Source organism: Rhizobium terricola (genome assembly GCF_012927355.1).
Taxonomy (GTDB): Bacteria; Pseudomonadota; Alphaproteobacteria; order Rhizobiales; family Rhizobiaceae; genus Allorhizobium; species Allorhizobium terricola.
Genome location: NZ_JABBGK010000006.1, coordinates 73,479 through 90,656, shown reverse-complemented (window position 1 = coordinate 90,656; position 17,178 = coordinate 73,479). Strand labels below are relative to the sequence as shown.

General features: G+C 63.7%; 16 protein-coding genes. 3 read left to right on the top strand and 13 right to left on the bottom strand.

What is annotated here, in order from left to right; genetic code table 11:
• Positions 1-27: 27 nt before the first annotated feature.
• Entirely contained in the window at positions 28-1,056 is a 1,029-nt protein-coding gene (locus HHL25_RS20175; RefSeq protein WP_169595029.1) for an ABC transporter permease, read from the top strand.
• Positions 1,057-1,132: 76 nt separating this feature from the next.
• On the opposite strand, the gene HHL25_RS20170 is transcribed toward HHL25_RS20175, so the two are convergent.
• The 11 genes from HHL25_RS20170 to HHL25_RS20120 form a co-directional block, all read right to left on the bottom strand.
• Positions 1,133-2,188: a sensor domain-containing diguanylate cyclase gene (locus tag HHL25_RS20170; protein WP_169595028.1), complete on the bottom strand. Its 1,056-nt coding sequence runs from the start codon at positions 2,186-2,188 to the stop codon at positions 1,133-1,135.
• Positions 2,189-2,274: 86 nt separating this feature from the next.
• Positions 2,275-3,402: an FIST N-terminal domain-containing protein gene (locus HHL25_RS20165; protein WP_205927950.1), complete on the bottom strand. Its 1,128-nt coding sequence runs from the start codon at positions 3,400-3,402 to the stop codon at positions 2,275-2,277.
• A 408-nt stretch (positions 3,403-3,810) separates the two neighbouring features.
• Complete coding sequence (locus tag HHL25_RS20160) at positions 3,811-4,350, bottom strand: DUF3833 family protein (RefSeq protein WP_246701914.1); 540 nt, start codon at positions 4,348-4,350, stop codon at positions 3,811-3,813.
• A gap of 70 nt (positions 4,351-4,420) precedes the next feature.
• Positions 4,421-5,134, bottom strand: coding sequence for an SDR family NAD(P)-dependent oxidoreductase (locus HHL25_RS20155; protein ID WP_169595025.1), 714 nt, complete (start codon positions 5,132-5,134; stop codon positions 4,421-4,423).
• 112 nt (positions 5,135-5,246) lie between these two features.
• A complete protein-coding gene (locus tag HHL25_RS20150) occupies positions 5,247-6,365 on the bottom strand; it encodes a Gfo/Idh/MocA family protein (RefSeq protein ID WP_169595024.1) in 1,119 nt (372 codons plus the stop codon).
• 42 nt (positions 6,366-6,407) lie between these two features.
• The gene (gene iolB, locus HHL25_RS20145; RefSeq protein ID WP_169595022.1) at positions 6,408-7,217 is read right to left on the bottom strand and encodes a 5-deoxy-glucuronate isomerase; all 810 of its coding nucleotides are present in this window, start codon (positions 7,215-7,217) and stop codon (positions 6,408-6,410) included.
• Complete coding sequence (locus HHL25_RS20140; RefSeq protein ID WP_169594901.1) at positions 7,214-7,456, bottom strand: hypothetical protein; 243 nt, start codon at positions 7,454-7,456, stop codon at positions 7,214-7,216. The genes iolB and HHL25_RS20140 overlap by 4 nt, the downstream gene beginning before the upstream one ends.
• On the bottom strand, positions 7,453-8,358 hold the full coding sequence (iolE, locus tag HHL25_RS20135) for a myo-inosose-2 dehydratase (RefSeq protein ID WP_169595020.1): 906 nt from the start codon (positions 8,356-8,358) through the stop codon (positions 7,453-7,455). Before iolE ends, HHL25_RS20140 begins: the two co-directional genes overlap by 4 nt.
• Before the next feature lie 2 nt (positions 8,359-8,360).
• Positions 8,361-10,181 (bottom strand): 3D-(3,5/4)-trihydroxycyclohexane-1,2-dione acylhydrolase (decyclizing), encoded by a 1,821-nt coding sequence (gene iolD, locus HHL25_RS20130; RefSeq protein ID WP_169595018.1) that lies wholly within the window; start codon positions 10,179-10,181, stop codon positions 8,361-8,363.
• Positions 10,178-12,106, bottom strand: a complete 1,929-nt coding sequence (locus HHL25_RS20125; protein WP_169595015.1) for a bifunctional 5-dehydro-2-deoxygluconokinase/5-dehydro-2-deoxyphosphogluconate aldolase — start codon at positions 12,104-12,106, stop codon at positions 10,178-10,180. Before HHL25_RS20125 ends, iolD begins: the two co-directional genes overlap by 4 nt.
• A gap of 128 nt (positions 12,107-12,234) precedes the next feature.
• A complete protein-coding gene (locus HHL25_RS20120) occupies positions 12,235-13,053 on the bottom strand; it encodes a MurR/RpiR family transcriptional regulator (RefSeq protein ID WP_169595013.1) in 819 nt (272 codons plus the stop codon).
• Between the two features lie 229 nt (positions 13,054-13,282).
• Here HHL25_RS20120 and iolG point away from each other — a divergent pair, with 229 nt between their 5' ends.
• Positions 13,283-14,278 (top strand): inositol 2-dehydrogenase, encoded by a 996-nt coding sequence (gene iolG, locus HHL25_RS20115; RefSeq protein WP_169595012.1) that lies wholly within the window; start codon positions 13,283-13,285, stop codon positions 14,276-14,278.
• Positions 14,279-14,323: 45 nt separating this feature from the next.
• Here the strand turns inward: iolG and HHL25_RS20110 are convergent, their stop codons facing one another.
• On the bottom strand, positions 14,324-15,400 hold the full coding sequence (locus HHL25_RS20110) for a Gfo/Idh/MocA family protein (RefSeq protein ID WP_205927949.1): 1,077 nt from the start codon (positions 15,398-15,400) through the stop codon (positions 14,324-14,326).
• A complete protein-coding gene (locus tag HHL25_RS20105) occupies positions 15,400-16,185 on the bottom strand; it encodes a ThuA domain-containing protein (protein WP_169595010.1) in 786 nt (261 codons plus the stop codon). The genes HHL25_RS20110 and HHL25_RS20105 overlap by 1 nt, the downstream gene beginning before the upstream one ends.
• Positions 16,186-16,320: 135 nt before the next feature.
• Here HHL25_RS20105 and HHL25_RS20100 point away from each other — a divergent pair, with 135 nt between their 5' ends.
• The gene (locus tag HHL25_RS20100; protein ID WP_169595008.1) at positions 16,321-17,172 is read left to right on the top strand and encodes a PfkB family carbohydrate kinase; all 852 of its coding nucleotides are present in this window, start codon (positions 16,321-16,323) and stop codon (positions 17,170-17,172) included.
• Positions 17,173-17,178 lie beyond the last annotated feature (6 nt).

Genomic DNA, 17,178 nt, shown 5'->3' with positions numbered 1-17,178 from the left:
GGTCGTGAACCTTTGAGGGAGGAAACAATGAACAGCAAAACCGTGGCCAAGGGCGAGGTCGACCTGAAGACCGGCAAGCCCCAACATCGCCGCATCCCGCCGGAAGCGAACATCTTCCTCGTGCTGATCGGCATCGCGCTGGTCTTCGAGGTCCTCGGCTGGGTATTCGTCGGCCAGAGCTTCCTGGCGAACCCGCAGCGCCTGACCATCATGATCCTGCAGGTCTCGGTCATCGGCATCATCTCGGTCGGCGTGACGCAGGTCATCATCACCGGCGGCATCGACCTGTCGTCGGGCTCCGTCGTCGGCATGACGGCGATGTTCACCGCGAGCCTTGCCCAGTCGTCGACCTGGTCCCGCGCGCTCTATCCGAGCCTGACCGACCTGCCCTTCTTCATTCCGATCGGGCTCGGCATCGCCGTCGGCCTGCTCGCCGGCTTCATCAACGGCCAGCTGATCGCCAGGACCAAGATCCCGCCCTTCATCGCCACGCTCGGCATGATGGTGACGGCACGCGGCATCTCGAAATGGTACACCAAGGGCCAGCCGGTCTCCGGCCTGACCGACCAGTTCAACTTCATCGGCACGGGCATCTGGCCGGTGGTGGTCTTCCTCGTCGTCGCGATGATCTTCCACATCGCCCTGCGCTACACCCGCTACGGCAAGTTCACCTATGCGATCGGCGCCAACGTTCAGGCGGCCCGCGTGTCCGGTATCAATGTCGAGGCACACCTGATCAAGGTCTATGCGATTGCCGGCATGCTGGCGGGCCTCGCCGGTGTCGTGACCGCCGCCCGCGCCCAGACTGCACAGGCCGGCATGGGCGTCATGTACGAACTCGACGCGATTGCGGCAGCCGTCATCGGCGGCACTTCGCTCTCGGGCGGCGCCGGCCGCATCACCGGCACCGTGATCGGCACCATCATCCTCGGCGTGATGACCTCCGGCTTCACCTTCCTCCGGGTCGACGCCTACTACCAGGAAATCATCAAGGGCATGATCATCGTGACAGCCGTCGTTGCCGACGTCTATCGCCAGAAGAAACGCAAGGTCTGACGATAACTCCCACCGCGAAAGCCACCTGGCGGCGCCTCGGCGCCGCCTTTTCTTTTATCCTTACCGGGCAGGAGCTTCAGGCATCCCCTTCGACGCGATTGCGCCCGGCGGCCTTGGCCCGGTAGAGCGCCGCGTCGGCCCGCTTCAGAAGATCGTCGCGGGTGGCACCGTCCATCGAAAAAGCGCAGACGCCGAACGATGCGGTAATCGTGAGCTGTGCGCCATCCACCGCTATGAGCGTCGCCTGCAGCCGCGCCCGAAGCCCTTCGGCAACGCAGATGCCGACATCGCGATCAGCACCTGGCAGAAGAATGACGAACTCCTCTCCACCGAAGCGGCATATCACGTCGTCCGGGCGCAGCGCCCGTTTCAGGACACTGGCGAATTGCTCCAGCACCGCATCGCCGGCCAGATGCCCGTGACGATCGTTGACACCCTTGAAGTGATCCACATCTGCGATGATCAGCGCAAAAGGCCGAACTTCGCCAGTCGGTGCCGCCAGCAGGCCGGCGATCGACTGCTCGAAATAGCGCCGATTGTGAAGTCCCGTCAGGCTGTCGCGACGGGACTGCTCAAGCAGTTCCTCCTGCAACTTCCGAACTTCGCGCTCGACCTTCATGCGCTCAGTGACGTCAACGAACAGGCTGATAAGCGCCCTCTTTCCGTTAAGGTCCATGACATTACCATGGATTTCGACATCCACTTCATGCCCGGACTTGTGCCGCCCGCGCATGGTATGGCGCTCGCTTTCAATTTCACCGCTGATCCGTTTGCGGATGCTTTCCTGCATGCTCTCCCGATCCTCCGGGCATACGAAGATCAAGGGATCGCAGCCAAGAAGCTCGCGGCTCGAATAGCCCAGAATCCGGCAAAAGGCATCGTTGACATAGGAGATCACGCCATTCTCGACGATCGTGATGCCGACGAGCGACTGGTTGACGAGGCTGCGAAACTGGCTTTCCGAATCGGCGAGCGCGCGAGTCATCGCCTCGTTTCGGCGCAGAGCCGCATCCAGTTCGGCCGTACGCTGCCGGACCAGTTCCTCGAGTGTGACCGTCGTCTGGAAGATGCTGAAATCGCTGCCTTGGGCGTTAGCGCTGCGCTCCGCCCGGTCCATCAGCACCTTGACCATCTTGTTCAGCCGGACGATTTCGTCGTTCAGGGCCTCCAGATCCGGGACCAGGGTCGCGGCATTGTCGGTTCGGGCGACAAGTGGCGTCACGACGTTTCCTCTCCGATCGCAAGGGCGACGAATGTCTGGTTCACGTGCACACCGCGATATTGTTCGCCATAGGTGTTGAAGCCGACCGCGCCGCGCGGCGCCAGCAGCGTCTCGACCTCGTCGAAAAGACCCGTCTGGGCGATTTCGAGCTTGCGCAGGATGCAGTCGAACGTCAGCAGAGCCTGGGGTCGGCCGATCACCGACTCGACAGCCTGCAGGGCCCGTTCGAGGCTTTGCAGGAGGTCCGTTCCCTTGCCGATACGAAAAACGAGGCCCTCCTCGATTGCACAGTAGAAGGTAAGGCTACCGTCTGGGTTGATCTTCTGGATGGAACGCACATAGTTGCTGCCCTCGATCATGATGACCACGGGCCAGGCTGCAAAATCCGACGGCGTCAAGCGTGGATCGGAAATGCCGAGGACGCGGGCATACTCCTGCGCCGCAGGACGGCCGTTGATTTCGTTCACACGCCGTCTTGTACTGTCAGCGCCGGTCACGACCAGCCTCTCATCGAGCACTTCGAAATGCTGGTTCTTGAAGACCCGGAACGGCAGATCGGTGCTGACCAGAATACAGGCGGCGCGGTCAGACCTGAACACCCCGTCACTGAGGATGAAGGCACGGCCGAACTGCAGGTCGTCACCTGCCGATCCGCCGATCAAGGGAACGTCGCCAAGGCCACGCTGCAGGGCCTGTGCGACCTGTTCCTCGCGCATGGCCATCCCGTCGATCAGCATCACGCCGAAGGAATTGCTGTCATCGGCGCGCGGCGATTTGCCGAGGAGTTGCGACCACAAGACCTTTGCGAAGGTCTCGCCACGCGCGATATCGAAGGTGGCGAGATCGTCGAGACATCCCGCAGCGATATCGAAATGCCGGCTTGAAAAGCTGATGCCGGCTACGCCTTCGCTACGATAGCCGAGCGGTCCGAGCTCGCCTGACGTCGTGCAGCCGGCAACCGGAACCTGGCCGAACGCGGAGACAATCTCCGACTCCAGGGATTTGAGATCATAGGTCGGGGCACAGAACAGGAGAACCAGGCCGGTATCCTCCCGCAGGAGAGCCTTGCGCAGTTGCGCCACGGCTTCGACGGGATCGGGCGCGATGGTCTGCGCACGCAGCACGGGTTTTTCGGACAGGCCCGGCCGGGGCCGATCAGACGGCCGTTCCGCCTGCGGTTTCCCCGCCATGAGCATCTGTTGCAGCATCGTTCTCCAAAACTCTTCACCTAGATCGACGTGTGACGACAGTTCAGAAACCGCACCCGCGACGTCCGCCCAAATGCTGCAGCCCGCGGACGAACGGACAGCGCAGCTTTTCCGGACCCGGCGCAGATCGCGGACAATTGGAGTGAGCTTACATCGCGGAGATTGATGACAACTTAATTAGCATTTTCAAATGTAATGTATCGTTGGATACGGCCGATCAGGCGCCTGCGTCTATCGCCAGAAGAAACGCAAGGTCTGACGATACATCCCACCGCGAAAACCACCTGGCGGCGCCTCGGCGCCGCCTTTTCTTTGCGCACGTGCCTAGCGCTTTGAAGCGTGGCCCGCCGGGCGACCCGGCCTTTCGAACTCGACCACGGTCTTGGCGACCGGCAAGCCGAACTTCGTCACCAGCGCCGTGTTGAGAACGGTGCCATCGGCGCGCAGCACCATCTTGTCGTAGAAACGGACCTTGTTCGCCTGCCTGGCGGAATCGAGATAGACCAGATAGTTGAACCGCGCGACATTGCCCCGGATGGTCACCCGCGTCTCGCCGATCACATCCTCACGGGTACCGGAATAGCTTAACGGCCCGGTCTTCACGAAGCGCCAGGTCTTCCGGTCACGCGTGCCGTCACTGAATACGAAATCCTCTCGCAGCGTCAGCGTCCTGCCGTCCCACTTGCCGGTCAGATCGACGGTGAACTGGCGTTTCACCCCGTTGATGGCGCTGAACGAACCTGTCGCCTTGCTCTTTCCGGCGAAGAAGCCTTCGAGCGTAAACGCCTCGGCCGCGGAGACGGCAGAAGCGGGCATGAAGAAGGGGAGAAGAAGCGCGAGGAACATGGACCTGGTCTTGGACATCGGAAGGGCTCCTGTATGAGGTTCTCGCCCTTCTACGGTCGGTGACGGCAAATGGATCTGCCGACCGGCTTCACCACGGGATCGACTGCCCGTCATAAGCGTGGAATGAACCGCTTGCCGACGGATCGAGCCCGTCGAGCACGGCCAGCATGCGGCTGACGCTGTCGTCGGGACTGAACCTCTCATGACCGGCGGAGAAGCGGTCGGAAAGCGAGGTCGCAACGGTTCCGGGGTGCAGGGCTGCAACGACGGTGAGCGGCCGCGTCCGGGCGATCTCGATCGCGGCGGTGTGCACGATCTGGTTCAGTGCAGCCTTGGAGGCACGATAGGAGATCCAGCCACCAAGCCGGTTGTCGCCGATCGAGCCGACCCGCGCCGAAAGGAAAGCCATCAGGCTGCGCCGGTCGTGGGAAAGCAGAGCGGAGAAGTGCTTGAGCACGAGGGCTGGGCCGATCGCATTGAGGGCGAACTGCGCCGCCATGGCATCCGGCGCGATGGTACGGATCGTCTTCTCAGGGCCGACGCCGTCGATTGTCAGGGCCCCGGTCGCGCATATGATGACGTCGAATGCGGCGCCCTCCTCCCGGAGCCGCTCGGCCGCAGCCGAGACGGAAGCCTCATCGGTCACATCGAAACCGTCGTCGCGGCGCGACAGGCCGACGGCGACAGTGCAGGCGGGATCCTTGCGGAAAGCAGAAAGATACGCTGACCCGATCCCTCCCGATGCTCCCAGCACCAATGCGCGATAATCGCCCCCGAGCGACGGCAACGCCCTGTTTTCCATGACCGACCCCTTCACCCTCGACGAAGGGCCCCGCAAAGCTTTCGCGGGCGCCTCTCCGATCCTCTACGGGCGCGGGTCTGCAACGGATCAGCAGGATGCCCGGGCGGCTCGATCAGTCCTCGATGGTCACCCAGCGCTTCTCGGCAAAGGACTGCGCCATGGCGTGGACGCTCCGCTCGATGCGCAACCCGTCATCGAAGCCGATGAGATGAGCCTTCTCGCCCGATATCGCGGCAACCAGTTCGCGGCATTCGATGACCTTGAGGTCGTTGAAACCGAGACCATGGCCCGGCGCGGGGATGAAGCGGTCATAGGGCTTGTGGTGGGGGGCGGCGAGGATCGTGCGGAACCCCTGCTCTTCCGGACGGCCGGAGGCCTGGTAGAGCTGGAACTCATTCATCCGCTCCTGGTCAAAGAGGATCGAACCGGCCGATCCGAAGATCTGCACGGCGATGCGCCCCTTGCGCCCCCAGGCCGAACGGTTCGCCATCAGGGCTGCCGAGACGCCACCCTTGAGCCGCAGCAGCACGCTGGCAATGTCGTGGTTCTCGACGGCCCGGCTTCCGCCGGCGGCAAGCGGCCGGGTCTCGTACGGCTTGACCATGTCGGTCACGACGGCATCGACGTGGCCTAACAGCGCGAAGAGCAGCGACAGCGGATGGACTGCGAAATCGTCGAGCGCGCCATAGCCGGAGGTTGCCTCGCTCTTCCAGTAAAAGGGCTGGCTCGAATCCGCCATGAAGTCCTCGTCCATCTCGACACGGACGTGATTGACCGAACCGATCGCACCTTCGTCAATGAGGCGGCGCATGTGGCGGATCATCGGGTTCTGGATGTAGTTGTAGCCCATGGCCGCGACCTTGCCCGAGCGGGCGGCCGCGTCCCGCATGCGGATCGCATCGGCGAGCGCCGGCGCCATCGGCTTTTCACACCAGACATGCTTGCCGGCTTCGAGTGCCTCGATCGCCATCTCTGCGTGGAAGGCGTTCGGCGTGGTGACCGAGATCACGTCGATGGACGGATCGGACAGCAGGTCCCGCCAGTTGCCGGTCGACTTGGCGAAGCCGAGCTCGCCCGCCTTTTTCGCCGCCAGGTCGGCATTGACCTCGGCGAGTGTGACAAGGCGCGGCCGCTCGACGTCGCCGAAGATGCTCGCCACGTTGTTCCACGCCAGCGCGTGGCATTTGCCCATGTAGCCGGTGCCGATGAGCCCGATGCCGAGACCCGCCATGTCTTCCTCCCAGAAGTCGAAAATTGAGTTGCCGTGCGGTGCTTACGGATTGTCGCGCCGGAAGATCCAGTCGTGATCCGGATGGTTCTGGAACCGCCACTTGCGCAATGGACCGGCCATCACGTTGAGGTAATACATCTCGTAGCCGTAGGGCGAACCGCAGGGATGGTGTCCCTTGGGCACGAGGACGACATCGCCGTTGCTCACCGCCATCGTCTCGTCCAGCGAGCCGTCCTCGGTGAAGACGCGCTGGAAACCGAACCCCTGCGCCGGATTGAGGCGGTGATAATAGGTCTCCTCGAGATAGGTCATCTCCGGGAAATTGTCCTCGTCGTGCCGGTGCGGCGGATAGGACGACCAATTGCCCGACGGCGTGAAGACCTCCGTCACCAGGAGCGCGTCGGCAACGTCGCGATCTTCCATGGCGATCGGATAAATGTAGCGGGTGTTGGCACCCTTGCCGCGCTCGACCAGCGAAATCCCGGCGGGGCCGATGACTTGGGCCTCGCGCCCCGGCTCGGCGGGTGCCGTGCAAAGGGCGAGCGTGCAGTCGGTCGTCGCGGTGGCCGACCAGTCGGAACCGGCCGGCACATAGACGCAATGGGGCGCCTTGCGCTCGAAAACATTCATCCGGTCGCCGATCTCGCCGAAATCCTTGCCCCCGCCGGAAACCTTCGCCTTGCCCTCGACGAGCACCAGGATGACCTCGGTCTCGCCGGTCGGTTCCGCCACGCTCTCGCCGGCCTTCAGCCGGTAGAGGCCGAAGCCGACATAGCCCCATCCGGCATCCGCCGGCGTGATGTCGTGCACCTTGCCGGAGGCTCCCTTCGGCTTGCGCAGCAGATCGCTCATCCCTCGTCTCCCTTGTCGTCTCTCGCGGCCTCGTCTGTCGACGGCCTCGCATCCGGCGCCGGCTTCGGCGCCAGAAACAGCTCGTATCCCGCATAGGCCGCCGCTCCGAAGAAGACGACGGCCCAGCCCGCTTCACCGTTCGAAAGCTCGACGAGAGCCCAGGCCGTCGGTGCGACGACGGTCAGGATGCGGCGCCAGAGCGGCTTGAAGAACGGGTGCTGCGGATCGAGAAATTTCACGCTGTCTCCTTGTCCAGCCCGGCCTCCTTGGCCATGGCCTTCAGCGATTTCAAACCAAGGCTCTGATACTCGAAGGGATTGCGGACATCCGGGTCCTGCTCTGCCTCGATGACCAGCCAACCCTGGTAACCATGCTCTGCCGCGATCCGCAAGACCGGCGGGAAGTCGACGCCGCCCTCGGCGTCGCCCGGCACGGTGAAGACACCGCGGCGCACGCCTTCAAGGAAGGACAGGTTCTCGTCGCGGACCTGCCGGGCAATGACCGGCCGGACATTCTTCGCATGGATATGGCCGACCCGGCGCATGTAGTTCTTCGCCACGCGCTCCGGATTGCCGCCGCCGAACAGGCAATGACCGGTGTCCAGCAGCAGCTTGGCATGGGGTCCCGTGTTGGCCATCAGCTTGTCGATCTCGTCTTCGCTCTCGACGATCGTGCCCATGTGATGGTGATAGACGAGCGCGATACCCTGCGCCGCCGCATATGCGGCAAGCGCCTCGACACCGGCGCCGAACTTCGCCCAGTCGCCCTCGGAGAGCTTCGGACGGTCGTTGACCGCAACCGCGTCATTGCCGTGGATGGCATTCGACGTCTCGCAAACGATGATGACCTTCGACCCCATGGCCTTCAGCAAATCGAGCGCCGGCTGCATCGCCTTCTTCTCGTCCTCGATCGACTGGGTGAGCAGGTTGAGCGAATGCCAGCCGGAAACGTAGCGCAGGCCACGGGGTTCGAGGACGGCCTTCAGGCCCGCCGGATCCTCGGGGAACTTATGTCCCTTCTCGATGCCGTCGAAACCGATCTTCGCCGTCTCGTCGAGGCACTGGTCGAGGCTGATATGCGCGCCCAGCGAGCGATCGTCGTCGTTCGACCAGGCAATCGGGTTGGTACCGTAGGAGATCATGCTTAGAGTCTTTCCTTGAGGGCCGCCTCGTAGCGGACACGGGCTTCATTGACTTCCGCACGGGGCGAGACTTCCGGAACGGCGACGTCCCAGAAATATCCGCCGGCATCCGGCGTCGGATAGGGATCGGTATCGATGACGATGACCGTGGTGACGGTCGCCTCGCGCGCGGCCGCGAGCGCCTCTTCCAGCTCCGCGATCGACGAAACCTTGCGGGCGCTCGCTCCCATGGAGGCGGCATGGGCCGCAAAGTCGATGGCGATCGGGTTGACGTTGGTGTGGGCGTAGAGGTTGTTGAACTCGGCCCCGCCGGTGCCCATCTGCAACCGGTTGATGCAGCCGTAGCCACGGTTGTCGGTGATCACGAGCGTGATCTTGACGCCCATGGCGACGGAGGTCGCAAGCTCCGAATTCATCATCATGTAGGAGCCGTCGCCGACCATCACGATGACGTCGCGATCAGGCTCCGCAAGCTTGATCCCGAGCCCGCCCGCAACCTCGTAGCCCATGCAGGAGAAGCCGTATTCCATGTGATAGGAGAGCGGCAGCTTGGCCTTCCAAAGCTGGTGCAGCTCGCCCGGCATGGTGCCGGCAGCGCACATGACGACGGTGTTGTCGCGCGACTGGCGCTGCACGGCGCCGATCACCTGCATGTCGGTCGGCAGCGCATTGCCGTCTTTCGGCGGCGCGGTCACGGCATCTGCCTTGGCGAACCACGCGTCCTTGAGGCCGGCATCCGGGGCGGAGAAGACATGATCACCGAGCGCGGCCGACAACCGTTCGAGGCCGATCTTCGCATCCGAGGTCAACGGGATGGCATCATGCTTGGCGCTGTCATAGGCCTGCACGTTGAGCGCCAGGATACGGCGGTTCGGGTTCTTGAACAGCGCCCACGAGCCGGTGGTAAAATCTTGGAAGCGGGTGCCGACACCGAAGACGAGGTCGGCCTTTTCTGAGACGATGTTGGCGCATTCCGTACCGGTCACGCCGACCGCCCCGAAGTTCAGCGGGTGATCCCAGGCGAGCACCGACTTGCCGGCCTGCGTCTCGACGACTGGAATGCGATGCTTCTCGACGAATGCCTTCAGCGTCTCGGTCGCGCCGGCGAAGTGGATGCCGCCGCCGGCCACGATCACCGGGTTCTTCGCCGACTTCAGCGCCTCGACGGCGGCAGCGAGCTCATGAAAGTCCGGCTCGGGGCGGCGCTGGCGCCAGACCTTGGGCTGGAAGAAGCTCTCCGGATAGTCGTAGGCCTCGGCCTGGGTATCCTGGCAGAAGGCGAGCGTGACCGGACCGCAATCTGCAGGGTCGGTCATGACGCGCATCGCCCGCGGCAGTGCCGTCAGAAGATGTTCCGGCCGCATGATGCGGTCGAAATAGCGGCTGACCGGCTTGAAGCAGTCATTGACCGTCATCGTACCGTCGCCGAAGTCCTCGAGCTGCTGCAGGACGGGATCGGGCCCGCGATTGGCAAAGACGTCGCCCGGAATAAAGAGCACCGGCAACCGGTTGACATGGGCGAGCGCCGCCGCCGTGACCATGTTGGCCGCACCCGGTCCGATCGACGACGTCACCGCCATCGCACGCCGGCGGCGCAACTGCTTCGTATAGGAGATCGCCGCATGGGCCATGGACTGTTCGTTCTGGCCGCGCAGCGTCGGCAGCCGGTCGCGGATGCCGTGCAGTGCCTCGCCGATGCCGGCCACGTTGCCGTGACCGAAGATCGCCCAGACGCCGGCGATATAGGGTTCGCCATGCTCGTTGAGCTGGTTGGCGAGGTAGCGCACCATCGCCTGTGCGGCGGTCAGTCTCACCGTCTTCATGCCTTCTCTCCCTTGGCAGCGCGGGCGTCGTTGCGGGCCTTGTCCCAGACATCGCAGAGGCTGCGATAGCGCTGCGCCATTTCCTTCACGGCGTCTTCGTCGGTGATCGCACCGGAAAGCCACTTGCGCGCCGCCTCGCCGAAGATCGTCCGGCCGACGGCGAAACCCTTGACCAGATCGAAACGGGCGGCAAGCGCGAAGCTCTCCTCAAGCTCCGCCTGCGGCGCATCGAGCCCGAGGACCACGATGCCGCGCGTATATCGATCATGCCGCTCGACGGCGGCGCAGGCATTGGCCCACGACGCCTCGGTCCGCATCGGTTCGAGCTTCCACCAGTCCGGATAGACGCCGATCTCGTAGAAGCGGTCGATGATCCGCGCGACCGTGTCGTCATCCGTCGCGGCGACCTTGGACGGGATCACTTCGAGCAGCATTTCCAGACGGTTGCGGCGGGCGGCATTGAACAGGCGGACCACGGTCGCTTCCTGCTCGGCGCGCATCTCCGCGGTGTCGTCGGGATGATAGAAACAGAGAACCTTGACCACGTCCTCGAGCGGCCATTCCACGAGGCCGCCGAAATCGGGACCGATCTCCGGTTCCAGGGTCAGCGGACGCGAGCCCGGCCATTCGACCGGGCGGCCGATCCACAAGCCGGAGCCGCTCGCGGCATAGAGCGCATCGCGGCCGATCCGGCTGTCGCAGAGGATACCGTAACCGGCAGTACCCCCGGACACCTCCAGCGCCGCATTGAGGCAGAGCTTCTTGAACTCGCCGATCCGGCCCGCTTCAACGCCCGCCTCGCTGGCCATGGCCTCGAGCTGCATGCGGTGATCGAAGGCGAAGACCCGCATCGTCGACCAGTCGCCCTTGCGGTTGGTCGACCAGTGCACCTGCTCCAGCGCCTCGTCCTTGCGCAGCGCCTTGTTGCGGATGCCGACCTTGAAGAAATACTGCAGTTCCTCCCAGCTCGGATAGGCCGGCGTGCAGCCGTGACGCGAGACGGCAAAGGCGCCGCAGGCATTGGCGAACTTGAGGCTGGTCGGCCAGTCCGCGCCGGTCAGCCAGCCCTTGAGCAGGCCGGACATGAAGCCGTCGCCGGCGCCGAGCACGTTGAACACCTCGATCGGGAAGCCCTCACCCGTCTGGCCCCCATCCAGGCTGTCGGGGATCGCACCTTCGAATACCACGGCGCCCATCGCGCCACGCTTGCAGACGAGCGCCGCATCGGAAACGCGCCGCACAGCCTTCAGTGCCTCGACCGTATCGGTCGTACCGCCGGCGATATGGAATTCTTCTTCCGTTCCGACGATCAGGTCGAACAGATGAAGCGTCGCCTGCAGCTTTGCGGTGACCGCCCGGGATTCGATGTAACGGCTCTCGCCCGCACCGTGGCCGGCAAGCCCCCAGAGATTGGGACGGTAGTCGATGTCGAGCGCGGTCTTCGCGCCGTTTTCACGGGCGATCTTCAGCGCCTTCAAGACGGCGGCCTCGGTGCGTGGATGCGAAAGATGCGTCCCCGTCGCCAGCACGCAGCGCGCCTCGCCGACGAAGGCCGGATCGATGTCGTCTTCGCAAAGCGCCATGTCGGCGCAGTTCTCGCGATAGAAGATCAATGGAAACTGGTGTTCGTCCCGGATGCCGAGCAATACGAGCGCGGTCAGGCGCTCCGGATCGGTCGCGACGCCGCGCACATCGACGCCTTCCTTGACCAGCTGCTCGCGGATGAAGCGGCCCATATGCTCGTCGCCGACCCGGGTGATGAGCGCAGACTTCAGGCCGAGCCGTGCGGTTCCGGCAGCGATGTTGGTCGGCGAGCCGCCGATATACTTGTTGAAGGAGGCCATATCCTCGAGCCGGCCACCCACCTGCGCACCATAAAGGTCAACCGACGAACGGCCGATCGTGATCAGATCGAGTACTGCCAAGCAAACCTCCCTGCGGCGGCGGGTGTATCCCCGCCTTCCGTGATCTCGGGCAACCGCACCACTGCGGCCTACCTTCTCCTCTAAGAATGAACTTTAAATTCTATTTTTGGAATTTTCAACACAAATATTCAGTTATCCTGTCGCGCCGTACCGACCGCGACGGAAAGCGTGATCGCCAGACAGAGCGTCGCCGACAACGATCGGAACGCACCGAAATCGACTTCGGACACCGAGAGCGTGAGCGCATTGAATTTTCGCAAGGGGCTGACGATCGTGTCGGTCACGGCGACCACCGGGATCCCCCGGCCGGAAACCTGCTCGACGAGATCGATCGTCTCGGCGGAATAGGGCGAAAAGGTAATGGCAAGCAGCACGTCGCCCGGCCGGATCGCATGATGGTTTTCCAGCTTGCCGACAGCGCTGTGCAGCATGGCCGGAACGTTCATCTTCTCCAGCGCATACGCCATGTAGCTTGCGACAGGGAAGGATCGCCGCATCCCGATGATGTGGATCATCTGCGCCTTGGCCAGCGTTTCCACGGCCATTTCAAGCATTTGCGGGTCGATCGTCTTCAGCAGACCTTCAAGGGAAGTGCGCCCGGCCTCGACGAATTCAGCAAGCAGCGCAGTCGGACTGCCCTCGGCCTTTTCCCTTAAGTGATGGAGACGGGTGGAATAGTCCGGCCAGCCCCCGACGAAGGAATCACGGAACAGCTTCTGCATTTCGGAGAAACCGGAAAACCCGAGAATCTGGCAGAAACGCATGAAGGCCGATGGCTGGACACCCGCCCCTTCCGCCATCTCCGCGACGGTCGAAACCGCGATCCGATCCTTGTTCGCCGCGACATAATCGGCGCATTGGCGCAGTCGCTTGGGGAGATTTTCCGAGACCTCCAGCAGTCGCTCCTCGAATGCCTTGATGCTGGTCGGCCCGCCGGTGTCCGTCATGACTGTCCTTTCCGCAATGGCGCTTGACATAAACGATATCGCAATCTAGCAAAATAGAATGTATATTCCAAATGGAGTTTTGGAACATCCATCGGAGGCGGCGGCCCGAAGCGGCCTTGTCTCGTCCTTTCGCTTGCCGTGAAAAGGACGGACCCCGCACGCGACGCCACAACACGTGTCTAGGGCGCTTGAGGCCGGTTCGGCAAGGCGACCAAGGGAGGAGAAGATCATGGTAACGAAACTGGCCCTTCTGGGTGCAGGCCGTATCGGCAAGGTGCATGCTCGCGCGATCGCCGAAGACAAGCGGGCGAAACTCGTCGCAGTCGCCGACGCCTTTCCCGAGGCGGCAAACGCAATCGCCGCGGCCTCCGGCGCCGCGGTCAGGACGATCGACGAGATCGAGGCCGACAAGGATATCGATGCGGTCATCATCTGCACGCCAACCAACACCCATGCCGACCTGATCGAGCGCTTCGCCAAGGCCGGCAAGGCTATCTTCTGCGAGAAGCCGATCGATCTCGACGTCGCACGTGCCCGCGCCTGTCTTGAAACGGTGCGCAAGGTCGGCGGCAAGGTCATGCTGGGCTTCAACCGCCGCTTCGACCCGCATTTCCGCGCCGTGCGCCAGGCGATCGATGATGGCCAGATCGGCAAGGTCGAGATGGTGACGATCACCAGCCGCGACCCCGGCCCGCCGCCGGCGGAATACATCAAGGTTTCGGGCGGCATCTTCCGCGACATGACCATCCACGACTTCGACATGGCCCGCTTCCTGCTGGGCGAGGAAGTCGACAGCGTGATGGCATCCGCCTCCGTTCTGGTCGATCCGAAGATCGGCGAACTGGGTGACTACGACAGCGCCAGCCTGGTGCTGACCACCAAGAGCGGCCGCCAGGCGATGATCTCCAACTCGCGCCGCGCGTCTTACGGATACGACCAGCGCATCGAGGTACACGGATCGCTCGGCTCCGTTTCGGCAGAGAACCAGCGGCCGGTGTCGATCGAAATCGCCACCAAGGACGGCTACACCCGCCCGCCGCTGCACGACTTCTTCATGACCCGCTACACCGCGGCTTACGCCGCCGAAATCTCGGCCTTCATCGACGGGCTGGAAAACGGCACGCCGCTGTCGCCCTCCGCCGAAGACGGCCTGATCGCACTGGCGCTCGCCGATGCGGCCGTGCGCGCCGCGGAACAGAAGACCTCGGTCAAGGTCACCTACTGACACAGCGCCCCAATACATGAAGCCGCCCGATGAATACGGGCGGCTTCATGCCTTTCTGGGACCACGCGACGAGACGGAAAGCTCGCGGCGCTCGGCTTCGGTCCGAAGCGCAAGATCGAGAACCCTCTGCAGGTTGGCTGCATGGCGGAAGTCCGGTTGTTGCCCGTGCCCATCGCGGATTGCCGCGACGAATTTCTGATAGTTGGTCTCGACCGGCTCGACCGGTATCTCCTGCCAGATTGCTTTTTCGACGTCCTCTTTCAGGCAAGCCCGAAGAGTAGAGCCGTCGGGCCGGTGGATGACCTCGAGCGCACCCTTGTCGCCATGAACCCTCAGCCTGAGTTCGTTCAGATGCCCGGTCGCCCAGCGGCTGGCATGGATCACACCGATGGCACCGTTCGTAAATTCCGCCGTCATGATGAAGCTGTCATTGGCGTCGAGGTCATACTCCCCGATCCGGTTGCCGGCGGCCTTTTCGAAGGTTTTCAGGCGGGTAAAGACGTGATCGATCTCGGTCGCGGCGCCGAAACCCGCAAAATCGAGGATGTGGATGCCCACGTCGCCGAGCACGCCGTTCGACCCGTGCCGGGTGGAGAGCCGCCAGAGCCACTGGCTTTCGGTCATCCAGTCACCCCACGCCTTCGAGACCAGCCAGCTCTGCAGATAGGATGCCTCGACATGGCGCACGCGGCCGATTTCGCCGTCGACGACCATCTGGCGCGCCTTCTGCACCTGCGCCACGTTGCGATAGGTGAGATTGACCATGTTGACGAGGCCGGACCTCTCGGCCGCCACGGCCATCTCCTCCGCCTTTGAATAGGTTTCGGCGAGCGGCTTCTCGCACATCACATGCTTGCCGGCGGCCAGCAGCGCGAGCGTGGTCGGATGATGGATGCGGTCCGGCGTCACGTTGGTCGCAGCGTCGAATTCGCCCCAGGCAATCGCCTCCTCGAGCGAGGTGAAGGTGTTCGGAATATCGTGCCGGGCGGCAAAGGCACGAACCTTGGCGATGTCGACATCGACGGCCCCGACCAGGGTCACGTCGGGAATGGTGGAAAAATTGAGGCCATGCGTATTCGCCATGCCCCCGGTGCCGAGGACGAGAAGACGGATCGGTGCCATCACTTGTAACCTTCCTCGCCGGACTGGTGCAGCTTCGGACCGCGCTCCGTGATCGGCTCCAGGGCCTGTTCGACGGGCACGTTCGGTGCATCGTGAACACCGATATGGGCCGGCATCGGATTATAGGCCCATTTGACCGCATTGCGGATGACCGTCTGGACATTCGCGTCCTGATAGGTCGGATAGGTTTCGTGGCCCGGACGGAAATAGAAGATGTTTCCGGCCCCCCTGCGCCAGGTGAGCCCGGAGCGAAAGACCTCGCCGCCGGCGAACCAGGAGATGAAGACGGTTTCCAGCGGCTCGGGCACGGAGAAGAATTCGCCATACATTTCCTCGTTCTCGAGGACGAAGCTCTCGGGCAGCCCCGCGGCGATCGGATGACCCGGATTGACCGTCCAGATCCGTTCCCGCTCGCCGGCTTCGCGCCACTTGAGCGCGCAGGGCGTGCCCATCAGCCGCTTGAACGGCTTGGAGAAGTGGCCGGAGTGAAGGACGATCAGGCCCATGCCTTCGAAGACCCGGCGCGCCACCCGCTCGACCACCTCGTCCGCGACGGCCCCGTGGTCCTTGTGCCCCCACCATACCAGCACATCCGTGCCGGCGAGGCGCTCGACGCTGAGACCATGTTCAGGCTCCTGCAGTGTCGCGGTCGTCGCCTCGATGCCATCGCCGGCATTGAGCGCGGCGGCGATGGTCGAATGCATCCCGTCGGGATAGATCCCACGAACCACGGCATTGGTCTGCTCGTGTATGTTCTCGCCCCACACAACCGTCCTGATCGTCATCCTGCACCTCCTTGCTTGCCAGCGACCTCGTGCCCTATTGTCTGGAATGAAATCCGAGGCGCCCCGGTTCCGCAAGCCCCGCGGTTCCGGCGACCTCGCTCGCGGCAATCGCAGAAAAAAGGAACGAACTGCTCCATGCCAGCCTCCGTCGCGGTAATCGGCCACATCAATCATGATCGCGTCTGGCGGCTTCAGGAGCCGCTCCGGTCCGGTGCCCGCATTGTCTGGACCGGCCGGACCGTTCGTCTCGGCGGCGGCGGTTACTATACCGGCCGCATGCTGCTCGGCCTCGGCCACCCCGTGGAGCTCGTCTCGTCCCTGATGACCGACGCCCATGGTCTTGCAGCCCTGGAACGACTGAAGGAAATGGGTTTCAGAACGGAGCATGTCCGGCTCACCGAGGGCCAGACGGAATTCGCGGAGATCTTTCTCGATCCGGCCGGGGAGCGCACCATCCTCGGCAGCACGCGGCGCATCGCCCGCGACTTCTCACTCGCGGAGCCGATCACGGCCGACGCCTTCTATGTCAACGGAGCCCGGCTGTCCGACACGCTCCTGCGCTCGCTGGAGGCAGCCCCGCTGGTCGTCAGCCAGTTTCCGCTGCGAGACCCGACCCCGCGGCCGGCCGACGTCGTCGTTGCCTCGCGCGCAGATTTTCCCGGCCGCACCCTCGCCGACATCTGGTCGGCGGCCGTCGGCGTCGCCGGTGCCCGACTGAAGGACCTGATGCTGACCGACGGGCCGAATGCGATGACGCTTTTCGACGGCCGGGCCGAGACCCGCATCAGCCTGAAGGAACTGGTCGTCACCGCCGATACGATCGGCGCCGGCGACAGCTTCAGCGGCGCCGTCCTGCATGAATTGTTGAACGGGGCGTCGATGCAGGACGCAGCGTCGGCAGCGGGCGAATACACGGCGGACTGGCTGCGCCGGCGCGACGCGGGCGAGTTGGATGGGTTGGACGGATCACCCGACGCACCGGCCTGAGGCTCG

Coding starts and splice junctions, on each gene's coding strand:
- HHL25_RS20175 (WP_169595029.1), top strand. CDS start 28: ATGAACAGCAAAACCGTGGCCAAGGGCGAGGTCGACCTGAAGACCGGC.
- HHL25_RS20170 (WP_169595028.1), bottom strand. CDS start 2,188: ATGGTCAAGGTGCTGATGGACCGGGCGGAGCGCAGCGCTAACGCCCAA.
- HHL25_RS20160 (WP_246701914.1), bottom strand. CDS start 4,350: ATGTCCAAGACCAGGTCCATGTTCCTCGCGCTTCTTCTCCCCTTCTTC.
- HHL25_RS20155 (WP_169595025.1), bottom strand. CDS start 5,134: ATGGAAAACAGGGCGTTGCCGTCGCTCGGGGGCGATTATCGCGCATTG.
- HHL25_RS20150 (WP_169595024.1), bottom strand. CDS start 6,365: ATGGCGGGTCTCGGCATCGGGCTCATCGGCACCGGCTACATGGGCAAA.
- iolB (WP_169595022.1), bottom strand. CDS start 7,217: ATGAGCGATCTGCTGCGCAAGCCGAAGGGAGCCTCCGGCAAGGTGCAC.
- iolE (WP_169595020.1), bottom strand. CDS start 8,358: ATGATCTCCTACGGTACCAACCCGATTGCCTGGTCGAACGACGACGAT.
- iolD (WP_169595018.1), bottom strand. CDS start 10,181: ATGAAGACGGTGAGACTGACCGCCGCACAGGCGATGGTGCGCTACCTC.
- HHL25_RS20120 (WP_169595013.1), bottom strand. CDS start 13,053: ATGACGGACACCGGCGGGCCGACCAGCATCAAGGCATTCGAGGAGCGA.
- iolG (WP_169595012.1), top strand. CDS start 13,283: ATGGTAACGAAACTGGCCCTTCTGGGTGCAGGCCGTATCGGCAAGGTG.
- HHL25_RS20110 (WP_205927949.1), bottom strand. CDS start 15,400: ATGGCACCGATCCGTCTTCTCGTCCTCGGCACCGGGGGCATGGCGAAT.
- HHL25_RS20105 (WP_169595010.1), bottom strand. CDS start 16,185: ATGACGATCAGGACGGTTGTGTGGGGCGAGAACATACACGAGCAGACC.
- HHL25_RS20100 (WP_169595008.1), top strand. CDS start 16,321: ATGCCAGCCTCCGTCGCGGTAATCGGCCACATCAATCATGATCGCGTC.